Here is a 13,051-nt window from a genome sequence, read left to right as displayed (position 1 = left end):
GCCGGAGGCCATGGCCATGCAGCGGGCCGTGAAGCAGGCGCTCGACCCGCACGGCGTACTGAACCCGGGCAAGGTGTTGTCCTGAACCCGGCTCCGGGCGACGCGGCCCGTCCCGGCAGACCTTCCGGCTTTCGCCGCTGACGTGTTGACGGCGCGCCGGTAAGAGGGTTGCCTCTCGCGGGGGATGAGGTGCGGGAAATTCCTGCACCAGAAGGGAAGACATCACCTCATGGCATCTCAGCGAGGACTCGGCGTCGCAGTCATCGGCACCGGGAAGATGGGCGCGGACCACGTACGCCGGCTCCATGAGGTCGTCAGCGGAGCACGGGTGACGGCCGTCGTCGACATCGAGGCGGACCGGGCGAAGTCCCTCGCCGGCGGGATCGAGGGATGCACGGCCTACACCGAACCGTCGGCCGCGCTGGCGGCGCAGGACGTGGACGCCGTCCTCATCGCCTCGCCCGGCCCGGCCCACGAATCGGCCCTGATCGAAGCCCTCGGCCGCGATCTGCCGGTGCTGTGCGAGAAGCCGATGACCCCGGACACGGCCTCCGCGCTGCGGATCCTGGAGGCGGAGCAGCGGCTGGGCCGCCGACGCGTCCAGGTGGGCTTCATGCGGCGCTACGACATCGAGTACGCGAAGCTCAAAAGGCTGCTCGACGGCGGCGAGTTGGGCAGGGCCCTCATGCTGCACCAACGGCACCGCAACTTGGACATGCCGCCGGGGTTCACCGACGAGATGCTCATCAGCAGCTCGGTATCGCACGAGGTGGACGCGACCCGCTGGCAGCTCGACCAGGAGATCACGGCGGTCACCGTGCACAAGCCGACACCCACGTCGCACGCACCGGCGGGCATGAACGACCCCCAGTTCATCCTGTTCGAGACGGCGTCGGGCGCCCTCGTCGACGTCGAGATCTTCGGCCACTGCGGCTACGGCTACCAGGTACAGGCCGAGGCCGTCTGCGAACGGGGCACCGTACGCATCGGGGACGAACCCGGCCCCCGCGTCAGCGCCGCCGGCCGCTGGGGAGGCCACGTCCCTCCGGACTACATCGAACGTTTCGAGGACGCCTACGACCGCGAGGTACAGGCCTGGGTGGACGCCACCCGCAGAGGCGACATCACCGGCCCGAGCACCTGGGACGGCTATGCGGCATCGGCGGTGTGCGAGGCGGGTGTGGTGTCGCAGCGGGAGGGGGGACGCGTCACGGTCGAGATGGTGGAGCGGCCTGCGTTGTACGAGTAGGGCGACCCGGCTTCCGCGGGCCGGGAGGCGGCAGGCATGTCATGTGGATATGTGCGCCACCTCCCCTTGAACCCAGCCATCCGGACACCATGGACGCAGACCCGTTACGAAGACCCCCACCGTGCAGTAAGGGCGGGGGTTCCGTGAACGGACCGGCTACGGGCGGATCGTGAGGGCCAGTTTGCCGGTGACGCGGCCCGTTTCGCCTTCCGCGTGGGCCTTGGCCGCTTCGGCGAGCGGGTACGTGTCCGAGACGTGGACCCGCAGCTTGCCCGACTCGACGAGCGCCGCGATCGCCGCCATGCCCGCCTGGTCGTGCTCCACCAGCATGTCCGTGGCCCGTACGCCCAACTCATCTGCGCGCGCGGCCACTTCGCCGAAGTTGCCCGGCAGGATCGACACCAGGATGCCGCCCGGCTTCAGCACCTCCAGGGAACGCAGCCGGTCCTCGCCGCCCAGCGGGTCGAGGACCACGTCGATGTCGCGGGCCTCCTTCACGAAGTCGGCGTTGCGGTAGTCGATGACCTCGTTCGCGCCCAGGCCGCGCACGAAGTCGTGCTTGGCGGCGGACGCCGTGCCGATGACGTACGCGCCGCGCGCCTTGGCGATCTGCACCGCGACATGGCCCACGCCGCCGGCCGCCGCGTGCACCAGCACCCGCTGCCCCGCCTCCACCCTGGCGTTGTCGACCAGTGCCTGCCAGGCGGTCAGCGCGACCAGCGGCAGCGCGCCCGCCTCGACGTGGCTCAGGCCGGCGGGCCTGGGCACGAAGGCGCGGGTGGGGCCGGTCACGTACTCGGCGTGCGAGCCGGCGCCGTAGGGGTAGGGCAGCATGCCGAACACCTCGTCCCCGGGCTTGAACAGCGAGACGCCGATGCCGACCGCCTCGACGACGCCCGACACGTCCCACCCGAGCGTGAAGGGCGGCCGGCCCAGGAAGGCGCCGAACCTGCGGTGCTTCCAGTCGGTCGGGTTGACGCCCGCCGCGTGCACGGCGACGAGGATCTGGCCGACGCCGGGCTTGGGGCGAGCGACCTCGACCTCCTTGAGTACGTCGGGGTCGCCCAGGACGTCCTGGGTGATCGCCTTCATGGTGGGCTCTGCGTCTGCGGTCTGAGGTGTGGCGTTCGTGGTCATGGGACCCAGCCTGCGACAAGGGTCTGACCTCGGCAATGGCAAGATTGCCATTAAGCGATAGGATCGTGCCATGGCCTCGATGGAATTCCTCCCCGACCGCCCGCACCGGGTGGTCGTCCTCGCGCTCGACGGCGTCTACCCCTTCGAGCTGGGTATCCCGAACCGGGTCTTCACGATGGTTCCCGGCGCCTACGAGGTGGTGACCTGCGCGGTGACCCAGGACCGCACGGTGGCCACCAACGCCGACTTCACCGTCACCGTCGGGCACGGTCCCGAGGCCCTGGACGGCGCGGACACGGTGATCGTGCCCCCCTACGACATGCAGCGCATCACCGCCGAACTCCCGGATCCGGTGCGTGACGCGCTCGCCCGGATCAGGCCGGGCACGCGGATCGTGTCCATCTGCACGGGCGCCTTCACGCTCGCAGCGGCCGGTCTGCTCGACGGGCGGCCCGCGACGACGCACTGGGCCTTGGCGGACCACTTCCGGCGGATGTTCCCGCACCTCGCCCTGGACCCCGACGTGCTCTTCGTCGACGACGGCGACGTGCTCACCTCGGCGGGCGCCGCGTCCGGAGTCGACGTGTGCCTGCACGTCGTGCGCTCCGATCACGGCAGCGCGGTCGCCAACCGGGTGGCCCGGCACTGCGTCGTCCCGCCGTGGCGGGAGGGCGGCCAGGCCCAGTACATCGAGCAGCCCGTCCCGGACGAGGGCGTCACCGGCACCGCCGCCACCCGCGCCTGGGCCCTTGAGCACCTCGACCGGCCGCTCGCCCTGCGGGAGTTGGCCGCGCACGCCCGGATGAGCCCGCGGACCTTCGCGCGCCGCTTCCAGGAGGAGACGGGCACGAGCCCCGGCCGGTGGCTGATCCAGCAGCGGGTGCACCGGGCCCGGCAACTCCTGGAGTCCAGTGACCTGTCGGTGGACCGGGTGGCGGCGGAGGTCGGCTTCGCCACCGGGACGTCACTGCGGCAGCACCTGCACGCGGCCATCGGGGTGTCGCCGCAGATGTACCGGAAGACGTTCCAGGCGGGGGCCGCGGTCGGCGGTGCTTAGCCGGTTTCGTCGCGCCATTTCGGCACGCACAGTTACATGCAGCAGCCAGCTATCCAGGGTGGGGTTGCACTGGATTTCGTTACTGCACGCAAAGGTGCGTGCACTGAAAGTAAGGAACAGTAATGGGTAACCGTCAGTCCCCCCAGGACAAGGCCCGCGCCCGCCGCGAGCAGGAGCGCAGCAAGCAGCAGCCCCGTCGGCAGGACGAGCAGAACGAGGTCGACAGGGTCGAGGAGAACCGGCGCCCCGAGCCCGGCCGGAAGCCGGGCGGCGACCTGGACTTCTAGGCTGACGGCCTGACCGCGGCGCCTCACCCGATCCCGTACGGGACGGTGGGGCGCCGCAGTCGTACCCGTAGGCGCGCAACGCGTCGATCACGCCGGGGAGATGGGCCGGGGGAGGGGGTCAGTTCAGGATGCCGACGTCGTAGAAGAAGCGGTAGCGGTCCGGGTCGTCGGGCAGGAACCAGTGGAAGCCCTCCAGGAGGAAGACCGCGACCAGGTTCACCGCGATCACCAGGGCGAGGAAGCCGAGCACGACCGGACCCGCCGCCCAGTACACGCCCGATCTCGGCAGCGTGGTGTCGGCAGTGGAGTGGGCGAAGGCCAGCACGACGCCGATCGCCACCACCGAGGCCATGAACAGGATCCAGGCCCATACGTACATGTGCAGGCCGAGCACCGGCGCCCCGTAGCCCTTGTCGCCCGGCAAAATGTGCAGCATCGTCTGCCGCCAGGACGCGAAGGCGCCGCACATCGCCGCGACCAGAGCCAGCCCCCAGCCCATCATGTAGTCGCGGCCCGTGATCGTGCCGGTCATGCCCCGGCGCACGATGTACGCGGCCCCCAGCGCGGCGAGCAGCATGAACATGCGCTGCACCATGCACAGCGGGCACGGATAGTCCCACGAGACGAACTGCACGCCGAGCCCGCCGCAGACCACGCCGGTCCAGCCGACGGCGAAGAAACAGGCGAACCAGTATTGGACCTTGCCCAGGACGTGCAGGCGCTCGGTGCCCGGCAGCGGAGCCCGCAGGGCGCTCATCAGTAGCTCAGCCCCAGCTTGAGACCGCTGGTGATGTGATGGGAGAGAAGGATGATCGTCAGGACCAGCATGATCCACCAGCCGCCGAGCAGCACGGCACGTGACCGCTGGCGGTGCAGCGCGTACAAAGTGGCCAGGAGGCCGCCGAAGATGAGGGTGTCCATGGGCGCGGAAGGTATCCGGGCCGATGACCGCACCGCGGCAGGGCGGCCGGGACGCGCCATCGGTCCACGGGAAGGGACCAACCCGGGCCCCGGGAGGTCCGGTGTGCCGTAGCCCTGTGCGGGTCAGAAGGCCAGGCGGCAGGTCAGGCGGTCAGTGACGCGAGTTCCGCGCCGGCGCGCTCGGTGACCAGGGCGAGGACACGGCCTGCGGCGGCCAGGTCCTCGGCGGGGATCCCGCCCCAGATGCGCGCGGAGACAGGGGCGACCTCCGCAGAGATGGCAGCGAACAGTTCGCGACCCGCCTCGGTGGGGCGAAGGTGCGCACCGTCGGCGACGAGCAGCTTCTTGGCCAGCAACTGGTCGAGCGTGGCGCGGATGTCGGAGGGATCCGCCTTGAGGGACCCCTGGATCTGCTGGAGGAGACCATCCGGTGTGAGCGGGACATCGGAGGCGAGGGCGGCGCGCAGCGTGACCTGCTCCTGGAACGTGGCGCCGTGCCGGGCCAGGACGTGCTCCAGGACACCGCGGGCGGCGTAGTGGGCCAGCGCCAGGCCGCGGGCGTCGGCGGCGGGCGCGGTGGCGGTTGGCGAAGTGCTGGTGGCTGCGGTGGTCGTCATGGCGATGTCCCCTAGGTGCTCTCGTCGTTCGGTACGGATGGGACCAGAGGTGTGTCGAGCAGGGTCGTCAGCTCGTCGGTGAACGCACGCGTCCGCGGGGTGCCGAGGCCGCCGAGGGGCTCGAGCAACTGCTGCAACAGTTCCTGGACCACCTCGATCGCCTGCCGCGTGACGGCCTCGCCCTGCTCGGTGAGCGCGAGCTGTACGGCACGCGGGTCCCGGGGATCGCGGGTGCGCTCGATAAGGCCGCCGGACTCCAGGGCGCGCGCCAGCTTCGAGACGTACAACGCCTCCAGGCCGGTGTGGTCGGCGAGTTGGCGCTGACTGGGCCGTTCGCTGGTGCGCTGCATGCCGTACAGCGACGCGACCAGCGAGTACTGCGCGTGCGTGAGCCCCAGGGGGGCCACCGCGCGATCGACCGCGACGCGCCACTTGTTGGCGAGCCGCCATACCAGGAAGCCGGGCGTGGGGCCCGGAGAACCCTTGCTCATGCCAAATAGAGTACATGGCTACTATGTCCATGGCTACTAAAACCCGGAGGAGGCGCCGCACGCTCAGGACGGGTGCGCCTCGCGCCAGGCCGCCATCGACAGGTTCCATTCCTCGCCGTCGAGTGCCGTCAGCGAGGCGGGGAACAGGCCGTCCTCTTCTTTGGCGATGTGCCGGTGCAGCTCCTCGACGGCCTCCACAAGGGTGCGCACATCGGCGGGGTCCGTCAGATCCAGGGCGGGCAACAGGGCCGCGAGCTCCCGGTGTTCGAGTTCCAGGTGCGCGATGTAGTCCTCGTACTCGGGATCCTTGCGCATCACCCGGAACAGGCCGTTCTCCTCGCCCCGCCAGTGTGATTCCAGCTCGCGGGCCATCACGTCCACGAGCGCGCGGGCACGCTCGGTGTCACCGCGCTCCAGGGCGCGCATCGCATCGCCCGCGGCGTCGGTGACCCGCTCGTGCTCGGCGATGAACTCCTTGATCAGGGGGATGTCCCGGCAACCGCAGTAGTGGCACATGCAGTGTTTCTAGGCGAGTCCCGCGCCCCCGGGCGGCACGCCACGCGCGCGGACGGCCGGTGTCACCCTCCGCGCGCGCACGTCGGCCGGCCCGTTCGCGGCCGGTGCGTCAGCTCCGGTCGATGTGCACGTTGGTCGACTTCACGCGGGCGGTGGCCTCCATGCCGACCTCCAGGCCCAACTCCTCCACGGCCTCCCTGGTCAGCAAGGAGACCAGCCGGTGCGGACCGGCCTGGATCTCGACCTGGGCCGCGACGTCGCCGAGCTTGACGGCGGTCACGATGCCCGGAAAGGCGTTGCGGACCGAGGTGTAGGAGGCGTCCTCGTCCTCGCTGCCGCCTTTGGCGAGTTCGACCGAGAAGGCGGCCAGATCCCGCCCGTCGACAAGCCGGCGTCCGCCCTCGTCGCGATGGGTGTTCACTCGCCCGGCATCGGCCCACCGTCGCGCGGTGTCCGGACTCACGCCCAGCAGACGAGCCGCCTGCCCGATTGTGTAACGCTGCATGCGCGCAAGGCTAGGCGGTGTGGCGCGTGCGCGCCGTGCCGGGGCACCCGAAGGGCGCGCCCCGAACGGCGCGGTGCCTGCCGCGGCTTGCTATCGGGGCATTAACGTGTGAATCGCCACGGGCCCGCAGCCTGACGGAGCATCACCGGCACAGCAGTACCGAACTCACCTGTGAGGCGTTTCTTCATGAGTCTGAGCATCCGCAACCAGATCGCCGGAACCGTCACCGCCGTCACCCCCGGCGAGGTGATGGCCACCGTCAAGGTGCGTCTCGACGGCGGACAGTACGTCACCGCCGCGATCACTCTGGAGGCCGTCAAGGAGCTCGGTCTCGCCGAGGGCTCCGCGGTCAGGGCCCTCGTGAAGTCCACCGAGGTCTCCCTGGCGACGGGCCCGGTCGACGGCCTGTCCATCCGCAACCAGATCCCCGGCACCATCACCGACGTCGCCACCGGTGGCGCCATGGCTGCCGTGAAGGTCTCCGTCCGGGGCGGTGAACTGACCGCCGCCATCACCAAGGACGCCGTCGCCGACCTGCGTCTTGCCTCCGGAACCTCCGTCGTCGCCCTGATCAAGTCGACCGAGATCTCTCTCGCGGTCTGAGCCGCCCTCCTGGCCCCTCACCAACCTCCTGATGCCGGATCGGGCCCGCCGGTGCCCGACCGGGTAGGCTGCCCGCTCGCCGAGGAGCAGCAAGGGGGAGCAGCCATCCACAGGGCCAGGGGAATCAGGTACAGGGGAGTGGCGGCCGTCGCCGTGCTGGCCACCGCGTTCACCGCTGCGGGGTGCGGCGCGGAGTCCGAGGGGTCCGCAGGCAAGGACGACCGGCCGAAGGGCCCTGCGGGCGCCCTGGCTTGGGAGTTCGAGCACATCGCGGACTTCAGCGGAGAGCTCACCGATGTCGCCGTGCTGGCCAAGGACGACATCTGGGCCGTCGGCTCCGAGAACAACGGCAAGTCCAACGCCCGCCTGCTGCACTACGACGGTACGAAGTGGAAGCGCGAGCCCCTTCCCGAAGCCCTGGGGCCCACCGCCTACCCGCCCAAGCTCGAAGAGATCGGCGAGGCAGAGCTGTGGCTGCGCCCGCAAGGGTCACAGGACCCCGCTGCCGTGAACCGCTGGGCCAAATGGGACGGCACCCGCTGGTCCGCCGTGCCCGACCCCCCGCCGGGCAATCCGGGAGACTTCGAGGCCGCGAGCGCGGACGACGTCTGGGCCCTCACCGGCGAGCAGACCGCCCAGCACTGGGACGGAACCCGCTGGACCGCGACCCGGCTGCCGTACGAACCCGCCGACCTCGCCGTGGTGGGACCGGACGACGTCTGGGCGGTCGGCAGCCGCTCGACCGGGCCGGGCACCGAGACCGAGTACAGCGGCGAGGAGTACAGCCAGCCCGCCTCGATGCACTGGGACGGCACGTCCTGGAAGGAGGTGGACACGCCGCAGGCCCGCTTCGAGGAGCCTCTGCCGCCCGAGCCCGGCGCCGGCCTCGACCAGGTCTTCGCGCTCGACGACGGCGAGGTGCGTGCGTACGGCCTCAACTCCTTCAACCACGGCGAGGTCGAGCCCGAACCCGATGACGAGTACATCCGGCTGCGCTGGGACGGCTCGAAGTGGGCCGAGCAGCAGGAAGCGTCCGGCGGCTGCACGCTGCGGACCCCGGTGGGCCAGGAGGACAAGGGGCTGTTCCTCGACGGCAACTGGTACCTGACCGACGACGGCAAGTGCGTGAAGATCAAACGCCACCGCCTGCCCGTGTCGACCGGCGCCCGCAAGGCATCGAACCAGTCGCTGTGGCTGGAGGAGATCCACCGGGTGCCCGGCACCGACGAGTGGCTGGGCGCCGGGCACGTCCAGGTCAACCAGTCCGGTGACCCCTTCGGCGCCCCCGTCGTCGTACGCCTCAAGCGGGGCGGCTGAGCCCGGCGCCCTGCCCGCCGAGCGGGCGGCCCGCTTACGCGCCGCCCCCGTAGGTCCCGTACTGCGGAAGCCCCGTCGATTCGTAGACGTGAATCGCAAGGCCGCCCGGCGTCGTCTGGTTGCTCAGCAGCCGCAGGCCGGCGGGTGCGCCGCCGTCCGGGAGCAGGCGGCGGCCCTCGCCCACGACCACAGGAGCGATCGCGAGCCGCAGTTCGTCGATCAGACCGGCGGCGAGCAGGGACTGGGCCAGCCGGCCGCTGCCGTGGATCTGCAGCTCGCGGCCCGGCTGCCGCTTCAGCTCGGCGATCTGCGCGGGGATGTCGCCGGACAGGATCGTGGTCGGGTCCCAGCCGGCCGTGGTCAGGCTGTCGGATGCCACATACTTCGGCAGGCCGTTCATGATGCGGGCAAACGGGTGATCGGTCATCTTCGGCCAGTCCCGCGCGAAATTCAGATACGTACGACGGCCGAACAGAAGAGCGTCCGCCCTGTCGAGCCAGGTGCCCGCCAGACGCTCGAATTCCTCGTCCAGGTGCGGCACGAACCAGCCGCCCCGCTCGAAGCCGTCACTGGTGTCCTCGTCCGGCGCCCCCGGACCCTGGTAGACGCCGTCCAGCGACAGAAACTGCTGCAGTACCAACCTCATCACGCACCACCTTCCTGACGGGGGACGTGGATGTCCCGCCCCCCTTCAGACATCGTGGCGCACAAAGACTCATCGGTCCGGCCGACCCTGTTTGCCCTGTGATGGCGGGTTCGCAGGAGCTTGCCATCTCTACGTACCGTCCGTCCGGCAGCGTCGTTGAACGAGGGCGGGGTACTCCTCCCATTGCCAGGTCCACGGTCCATACTGGTCGGGCCCCGACCACTCACAGAACGACTCCATGTCAAAGAAAAACACCTCAACGACCACCGTCCCCGACACCGCGTGGCTGGGGCGCGGGCGCCACCTCGGGCCCGAGCCCGAGCAGGATGTCCGGCGCAACCTGATCGCCCTCAAGGCGGCCGGGGTGCTCGACGACTTCCTGGACCTCGACCCCGTCGAGGCGGCCCGCACCACCGTCCTGCACCCGCGGGACGAGTCCGCCGACCCCGGCCCGTCGGCCCGCCGCCTCTTCGAGGCGCGCTGGCGCGTGGCCGACGAGGTCACGGTGCGCGCACAGCTGACCCTGTACGACGCCGAGGCCCGCCGCAAGGAAGGCGGAGGCATCACCTGGGTCCTGGCCGCCGAAGCCGAGCAGGTGTGGGACGCGCGCTGGCCCTCGCCCGCCCTGATGTTCTGGCCGGACAGCGACCGGGTCCCCTGGGACCACGACACGGCGGCGGACGTGCGGCTGCGTACGGTGAACTACCTGCCCAAGGACGACGACGAGCTGCGCCACCTGCTGCGGGACTGCACCCGGCAGAGCTGGTTCATCCATGTCGTGGTGCACGAAGCGATGACGCCGGACGCCAAGGGGCTCCAGCCGGTCACGGCGTTCCTGCCGCCGGGCCTGCGGCACCGGGTCATCGAGCACCGGGGCACGCCGGAGCAGGCGCAGATCGCCGACTTCGCGATGAAGCGTGAGCTGAGCGTGCGGATGCCGCGCGGCGGCGCCGTCGTCCTGCCCCCGGCACCGCAGCCTGCGGGCTATGACGCGGAGCGTTTCACGGTGCGCAACGTCTTCCTCGACGGCTCGGAGCCGACCGAACTCCTCGACAGGATCGCGGAGTTCGTGGCCCTTCCGCTGCCGCTGCCGGCCGAGGGCGAGCGGGCCCTGACGCAGCTGCGCCAGGGCTGGCACCTGCTCACCCCGGACGAGGAGCTGGCCCACGCGCAGGGCATGGTGACCCGGTACGCCGAGGCGCTCGAGGCCATGACGAAGTCCCGCGACCTGTACCAGCAGGCGGCCGAGGCGGCGCAGGCCGCGCTGGCCGAGGTGAGCGGCGGCGACGGCGTGCCCCGGCCGCCGGCAGCGGGGGCGGCCAAGGCGGACGGCTCGCCGCTGAGCGCCCTCACGAAGGCGTTCGGCCGCTTCCGGGACCCGAACAAGTAGGACGGACGGCGGCGGAGACCGGCTCCGCCGCCGGCGCGCCCGCCTTGAGAGCCGGCCCGGCCCGGGGCGGCAGCGTTTCGGACAGAAGAGCGCCTTGGTCTATACCAGCCACCCCTGTCCCCGTATCCTCATCCGTGGCCAGTAGCACACCATCCCCCCACCCGGGTTGCGTGCTGGCGCGGGCGGCCGCACCCCCATGACCTCTGCCCCCAGCAGCCGGGTGACCTCCCCCTTCGCCGCCTCCAGGAGGATCACGGTGAACGTTCGCACCAGAAGTACGGCGATCATCGGCACCCTGTGCCTCGTCGCTTCCCTCGCCCTGACCACCGCGTCCGCCGACGAGCCCGCCGCCTCGCGCCAGGCCCCGAAGGTCGCGCTCACCAAAGTGACGACGGCCGCGAACCCCTCCGCCGGTGCCGCGGGCCCCGGCGGCACGGTCTGGATCGCCGAACGCGCAGGCACCGTAAGGGTGTTGAGCGGTCAAGGGCTCGGCGAGCCTGTCCTCGACATATCCAAGGAGACCACCACCGACGGTGAACGCGGTCTCCTCGGCATCGCGTTCGACAAGAAGTTCGCGCACTTCTACATCTCGTTCACGAACCTCGAAGGCACCAGCACCGTGGACGAGTTCGCCGTACGCAAGGGCAAGATCCGGCCGGAGACCCGGCGTACCGTCCTCACCCAGACGCAGCCCTACCCCAACCACAACGGCGGCGACATCAAGTTCGGCCCCGACGGCTACCTCTACATCGCGCTCGGCGACGGCGGCTCGGGCGGTGACCCGCACGGCAACGGGCAGAACCTCGACACGCTGCTCGGAAAGCTCCTGAGGATCGACCCGCGCGGCGCCAAGCCGTACGCGATCCCGTCGGACAACCCCTTCGTGGGCGACCCCAAGGCGAAGGGCGAGATCTGGGCCTACGGGCTGCGCAACCCCTGGCGGTTCTCCTTCGACGCGGGCACCGGCGACCTGCTGATCGGTGACGTCGGCCAGAGCGCCTGGGAGGAGATCGACCGGGCCCCGGCCGGCAGCAAGGGCGGCGAGAACTACGGCTGGTCCCAGATGGAGGGCAACCATCCCTTCCGGGACGGCACCGAGCCCGCGAACCACGTCCCGCCGGTGTACGAGTACGACCGCACGGGTCTTGGCTGCTCGGTGACCGGCGGATACGTCTACCGGGGCAAGGCGATCCCGGACCTCAGGGGCCAGTACGTCTTCAGCGACTACTGCGACGGCACCATCCGCGCCCTGCAGATGAAGGACGGCAAGGTGACCGGCGCCAGCGACCTCGGAGTCAACGGCGGCGAGGTCATCTCCTTCGTGCAGGGCGGCAGGGGCGAGCTGTACGTGCTCGACATCGGCGGCAGCGTCTACCGCATCGACCCGGTGTGACGATCACCGCATGACCAAGCCGCGCAGGCCGTGCCCGGCTCCGGTGCGGGGAGACGGGCACGGCGTGGCTCTTCAGGTGCGCGAGCGCGTGGTGAAGCCCGGATCGACTTCGCCCAGCCAGGCGTCCTGAGCGTCGGCGAGCGGCCGGTCGAGGGGCAGCGCGACGAACCGGCATGCGAAGGTCAGGCCCGCGTCGGCTCCGTCGCCCCGGACGTGGTGCACCCAGGCATCGGACGTGCCAGCCGGTACCCGCAGGAGGAAGAACGTGGTGCGGCGCGGCTGTCCCGTGCCGGGATGAGGTTTGTCCTCCATGGCGATCGGCCGGACCACGGCAGCTGTCAGCAGGCCGGTCTCCTCGGCGACTTCGCGCAGCACCGCCTCCTCCGTCCCTTCGCCCGGCTTGACCCCTCCGGCGGGAATCTGGGTGCCGGCGTCCGGCATGCCGACGTGGTCGAACACCAGGATCTCGGGGGACCGGCACCGGCCTCACGGCGTGGTGCCGGTCGGGGTGCGTTCGTCCAGGAGGTTCTGGCCGCGCAGGTCGGACCACAGTTGTGCCGGGATGTGCGTGTCGAACGCGGCGAGGTTGCGTCGTACCTCTTGCGCGGTGCGCATGCCGACCACGACTCCGGCAACGGCGGGGTGGTGCAGCGGGAACGCCATGGCAGCTTGGGGGAGCGTCACGCCGTGCGCCTGGCAGACGTCCGCGATCCGGTTCGCCCGCTCCAGGAGCTCCGGCGCGGCGGGGGCGTAGTCGTAGAACGCGTCCGCGTCGGGCCGGTCGGTGGCAAGGAGGCCGGAGTTGAAGACGGAGGCGGCCACGACCGACACGCCGCGTTCGGTGCAGGCGGGCAGCAGTGAGTCGAGCGCGCTGGAGTCCATCAGGGTGTAGCGGCCGGAGAGCATGACCACGTCCCGGTCG

The 13,051-nt window shown here is 70.7% G+C and carries 18 protein-coding genes; 8 read left to right on the top strand and 10 right to left on the bottom strand.

The window, feature by feature from the left end; translation table 11 throughout:
* Positions 1-10: 10 nt before the first annotated feature.
* Both ACQKIP_RS25185 and ACQKIP_RS25180 read left to right on the top strand, forming a co-directional pair.
* The gene (locus ACQKIP_RS25185) at positions 11-85 is read left to right on the top strand and encodes an FAD-linked oxidase C-terminal domain-containing protein (protein WP_427744133.1); all 75 of its coding nucleotides are present in this window, start codon (positions 11-13) and stop codon (positions 83-85) included.
* Between the two features lie 144 nt (positions 86-229).
* Complete coding sequence (locus tag ACQKIP_RS25180; protein ID WP_365856375.1) at positions 230-1,249, top strand: Gfo/Idh/MocA family protein; 1,020 nt, start codon at positions 230-232, stop codon at positions 1,247-1,249.
* 156 nt (positions 1,250-1,405) lie between these two features.
* Here ACQKIP_RS25180 and ACQKIP_RS25175 read toward each other — a convergent pair whose 3' ends face one another.
* Positions 1,406-2,386 (bottom strand): NADP-dependent oxidoreductase, encoded by a 981-nt coding sequence (locus ACQKIP_RS25175; protein ID WP_365856377.1) that lies wholly within the window; start codon positions 2,384-2,386, stop codon positions 1,406-1,408.
* Positions 2,387-2,456: 70 nt separating this feature from the next.
* Between ACQKIP_RS25175 and ACQKIP_RS25170 the strand changes: the two genes are divergently transcribed.
* Complete coding sequence (locus tag ACQKIP_RS25170; protein ID WP_427744130.1) at positions 2,457-3,443, top strand: GlxA family transcriptional regulator; 987 nt, start codon at positions 2,457-2,459, stop codon at positions 3,441-3,443.
* A 122-nt stretch (positions 3,444-3,565) separates the two neighbouring features.
* Entirely contained in the window at positions 3,566-3,730 is a 165-nt protein-coding gene (locus ACQKIP_RS25165) for a hypothetical protein (RefSeq protein ID WP_365856379.1), read from the top strand.
* Between the two features lie 118 nt (positions 3,731-3,848).
* On the opposite strand, the gene ACQKIP_RS25160 is transcribed toward ACQKIP_RS25165, so the two are convergent.
* From ACQKIP_RS25160 to ACQKIP_RS25135, 6 genes are all read right to left on the bottom strand, one after another.
* The gene (locus ACQKIP_RS25160) at positions 3,849-4,487 is read right to left on the bottom strand and encodes a disulfide bond formation protein B (RefSeq protein ID WP_365856381.1); all 639 of its coding nucleotides are present in this window, start codon (positions 4,485-4,487) and stop codon (positions 3,849-3,851) included.
* Positions 4,487-4,651: a DUF5993 family protein gene (locus tag ACQKIP_RS25155; RefSeq protein WP_365856383.1), complete on the bottom strand. Its 165-nt coding sequence runs from the start codon at positions 4,649-4,651 to the stop codon at positions 4,487-4,489. The genes ACQKIP_RS25160 and ACQKIP_RS25155 overlap by 1 nt, the downstream gene beginning before the upstream one ends.
* Positions 4,652-4,794: 143 nt before the next feature.
* Positions 4,795-5,268 (bottom strand): MarR family transcriptional regulator, encoded by a 474-nt coding sequence (locus tag ACQKIP_RS25150; RefSeq protein WP_365856385.1) that lies wholly within the window; start codon positions 5,266-5,268, stop codon positions 4,795-4,797.
* Positions 5,269-5,279: 11 nt separating this feature from the next.
* Positions 5,280-5,759 carry a MarR family winged helix-turn-helix transcriptional regulator gene (locus tag ACQKIP_RS25145; RefSeq protein ID WP_365856387.1) on the bottom strand — a complete coding sequence of 160 codons (480 nt, stop codon included), beginning with the start codon at positions 5,757-5,759 and terminating at the stop codon, positions 5,280-5,282.
* 63 nt (positions 5,760-5,822) lie between these two features.
* On the bottom strand, positions 5,823-6,275 hold the full coding sequence (locus ACQKIP_RS25140) for a hemerythrin domain-containing protein (RefSeq protein ID WP_365856389.1): 453 nt from the start codon (positions 6,273-6,275) through the stop codon (positions 5,823-5,825).
* Between the two features lie 109 nt (positions 6,276-6,384).
* Entirely contained in the window at positions 6,385-6,780 is a 396-nt protein-coding gene (locus ACQKIP_RS25135) for a TOBE domain-containing protein (protein WP_365856391.1), read from the bottom strand.
* A 186-nt stretch (positions 6,781-6,966) separates the two neighbouring features.
* Here ACQKIP_RS25135 and ACQKIP_RS25130 point away from each other — a divergent pair, with 186 nt between their 5' ends.
* Complete coding sequence (locus ACQKIP_RS25130) at positions 6,967-7,383, top strand: TOBE domain-containing protein (protein ID WP_365856394.1); 417 nt, start codon at positions 6,967-6,969, stop codon at positions 7,381-7,383.
* A gap of 138 nt (positions 7,384-7,521) precedes the next feature.
* Positions 7,522-8,700 carry a hypothetical protein gene (locus tag ACQKIP_RS25125; protein WP_365856396.1) on the top strand — a complete coding sequence of 393 codons (1,179 nt, stop codon included), beginning with the start codon at positions 7,522-7,524 and terminating at the stop codon, positions 8,698-8,700.
* A gap of 34 nt (positions 8,701-8,734) precedes the next feature.
* On the opposite strand, the gene ACQKIP_RS25120 is transcribed toward ACQKIP_RS25125, so the two are convergent.
* A complete protein-coding gene (locus tag ACQKIP_RS25120) occupies positions 8,735-9,346 on the bottom strand; it encodes a dihydrofolate reductase family protein (protein ID WP_365856398.1) in 612 nt (203 codons plus the stop codon).
* A 238-nt stretch (positions 9,347-9,584) separates the two neighbouring features.
* On the opposite strand from ACQKIP_RS25120, the gene ACQKIP_RS25115 reads away from it, so the two are divergent.
* Entirely contained in the window at positions 9,585-10,736 is a 1,152-nt protein-coding gene (locus ACQKIP_RS25115) for a hypothetical protein (RefSeq protein WP_365856400.1), read from the top strand.
* A 256-nt stretch (positions 10,737-10,992) separates the two neighbouring features.
* Positions 10,993-12,129: a PQQ-dependent sugar dehydrogenase gene (locus ACQKIP_RS25110; protein ID WP_365856402.1), complete on the top strand. Its 1,137-nt coding sequence runs from the start codon at positions 10,993-10,995 to the stop codon at positions 12,127-12,129.
* A 72-nt stretch (positions 12,130-12,201) separates the two neighbouring features.
* Here ACQKIP_RS25110 and ACQKIP_RS25105 read toward each other — a convergent pair whose 3' ends face one another.
* Both ACQKIP_RS25105 and ACQKIP_RS25100 read right to left on the bottom strand, forming a co-directional pair.
* Positions 12,202-12,594 (bottom strand): NUDIX hydrolase, encoded by a 393-nt coding sequence (locus ACQKIP_RS25105; protein ID WP_365857102.1) that lies wholly within the window; start codon positions 12,592-12,594, stop codon positions 12,202-12,204.
* A gap of 21 nt (positions 12,595-12,615) precedes the next feature.
* The coding region (locus tag ACQKIP_RS25100) for an aldo/keto reductase (RefSeq protein WP_427744128.1) at positions 12,616-13,051 on the bottom strand (436 nt) is incomplete at its 5' end.

It is taken from the genome of Streptomyces sp. NPDC059900 (assembly GCF_050270335.1).
In the GTDB taxonomy this organism is placed as follows: Bacteria; Actinomycetota; Actinomycetes; order Streptomycetales; family Streptomycetaceae; genus Streptomyces.
Note: the sequence above shows the minus strand (reverse complement) of the source record. Positions and strands in the feature narration are given on the sequence as shown.

Bases quoted from the DNA above. Each gene is read 5' to 3' on its own strand.
- ACQKIP_RS25115 (WP_365856400.1), top strand. From the start codon at position 9,585: ATGTCAAAGAAAAACACCTCAACGACCACCGTCCCCGACACCGCGTGG.
- ACQKIP_RS25155 (WP_365856383.1), bottom strand. From the start codon at position 4,651: ATGGACACCCTCATCTTCGGCGGCCTCCTGGCCACTTTGTACGCGCTG.
- ACQKIP_RS25145 (WP_365856387.1), bottom strand. From the start codon at position 5,759: ATGAGCAAGGGTTCTCCGGGCCCCACGCCCGGCTTCCTGGTATGGCGG.
- ACQKIP_RS25160 (WP_365856381.1), bottom strand. From the start codon at position 4,487: ATGAGCGCCCTGCGGGCTCCGCTGCCGGGCACCGAGCGCCTGCACGTC.
- ACQKIP_RS25120 (WP_365856398.1), bottom strand. From the start codon at position 9,346: ATGAGGTTGGTACTGCAGCAGTTTCTGTCGCTGGACGGCGTCTACCAG.
- ACQKIP_RS25130 (WP_365856394.1), top strand. From the start codon at position 6,967: ATGAGTCTGAGCATCCGCAACCAGATCGCCGGAACCGTCACCGCCGTC.
- ACQKIP_RS25150 (WP_365856385.1), bottom strand. From the start codon at position 5,268: ATGACGACCACCGCAGCCACCAGCACTTCGCCAACCGCCACCGCGCCC.
- ACQKIP_RS25165 (WP_365856379.1), top strand. From the start codon at position 3,566: ATGGGTAACCGTCAGTCCCCCCAGGACAAGGCCCGCGCCCGCCGCGAG.
- ACQKIP_RS25175 (WP_365856377.1), bottom strand. From the start codon at position 2,386: ATGACCACGAACGCCACACCTCAGACCGCAGACGCAGAGCCCACCATG.
- ACQKIP_RS25140 (WP_365856389.1), bottom strand. From the start codon at position 6,275: ATGTGCCACTACTGCGGTTGCCGGGACATCCCCCTGATCAAGGAGTTC.
- ACQKIP_RS25170 (WP_427744130.1), top strand. From the start codon at position 2,457: ATGGCCTCGATGGAATTCCTCCCCGACCGCCCGCACCGGGTGGTCGTC.
- ACQKIP_RS25180 (WP_365856375.1), top strand. From the start codon at position 230: ATGGCATCTCAGCGAGGACTCGGCGTCGCAGTCATCGGCACCGGGAAG.
- ACQKIP_RS25135 (WP_365856391.1), bottom strand. From the start codon at position 6,780: ATGCAGCGTTACACAATCGGGCAGGCGGCTCGTCTGCTGGGCGTGAGT.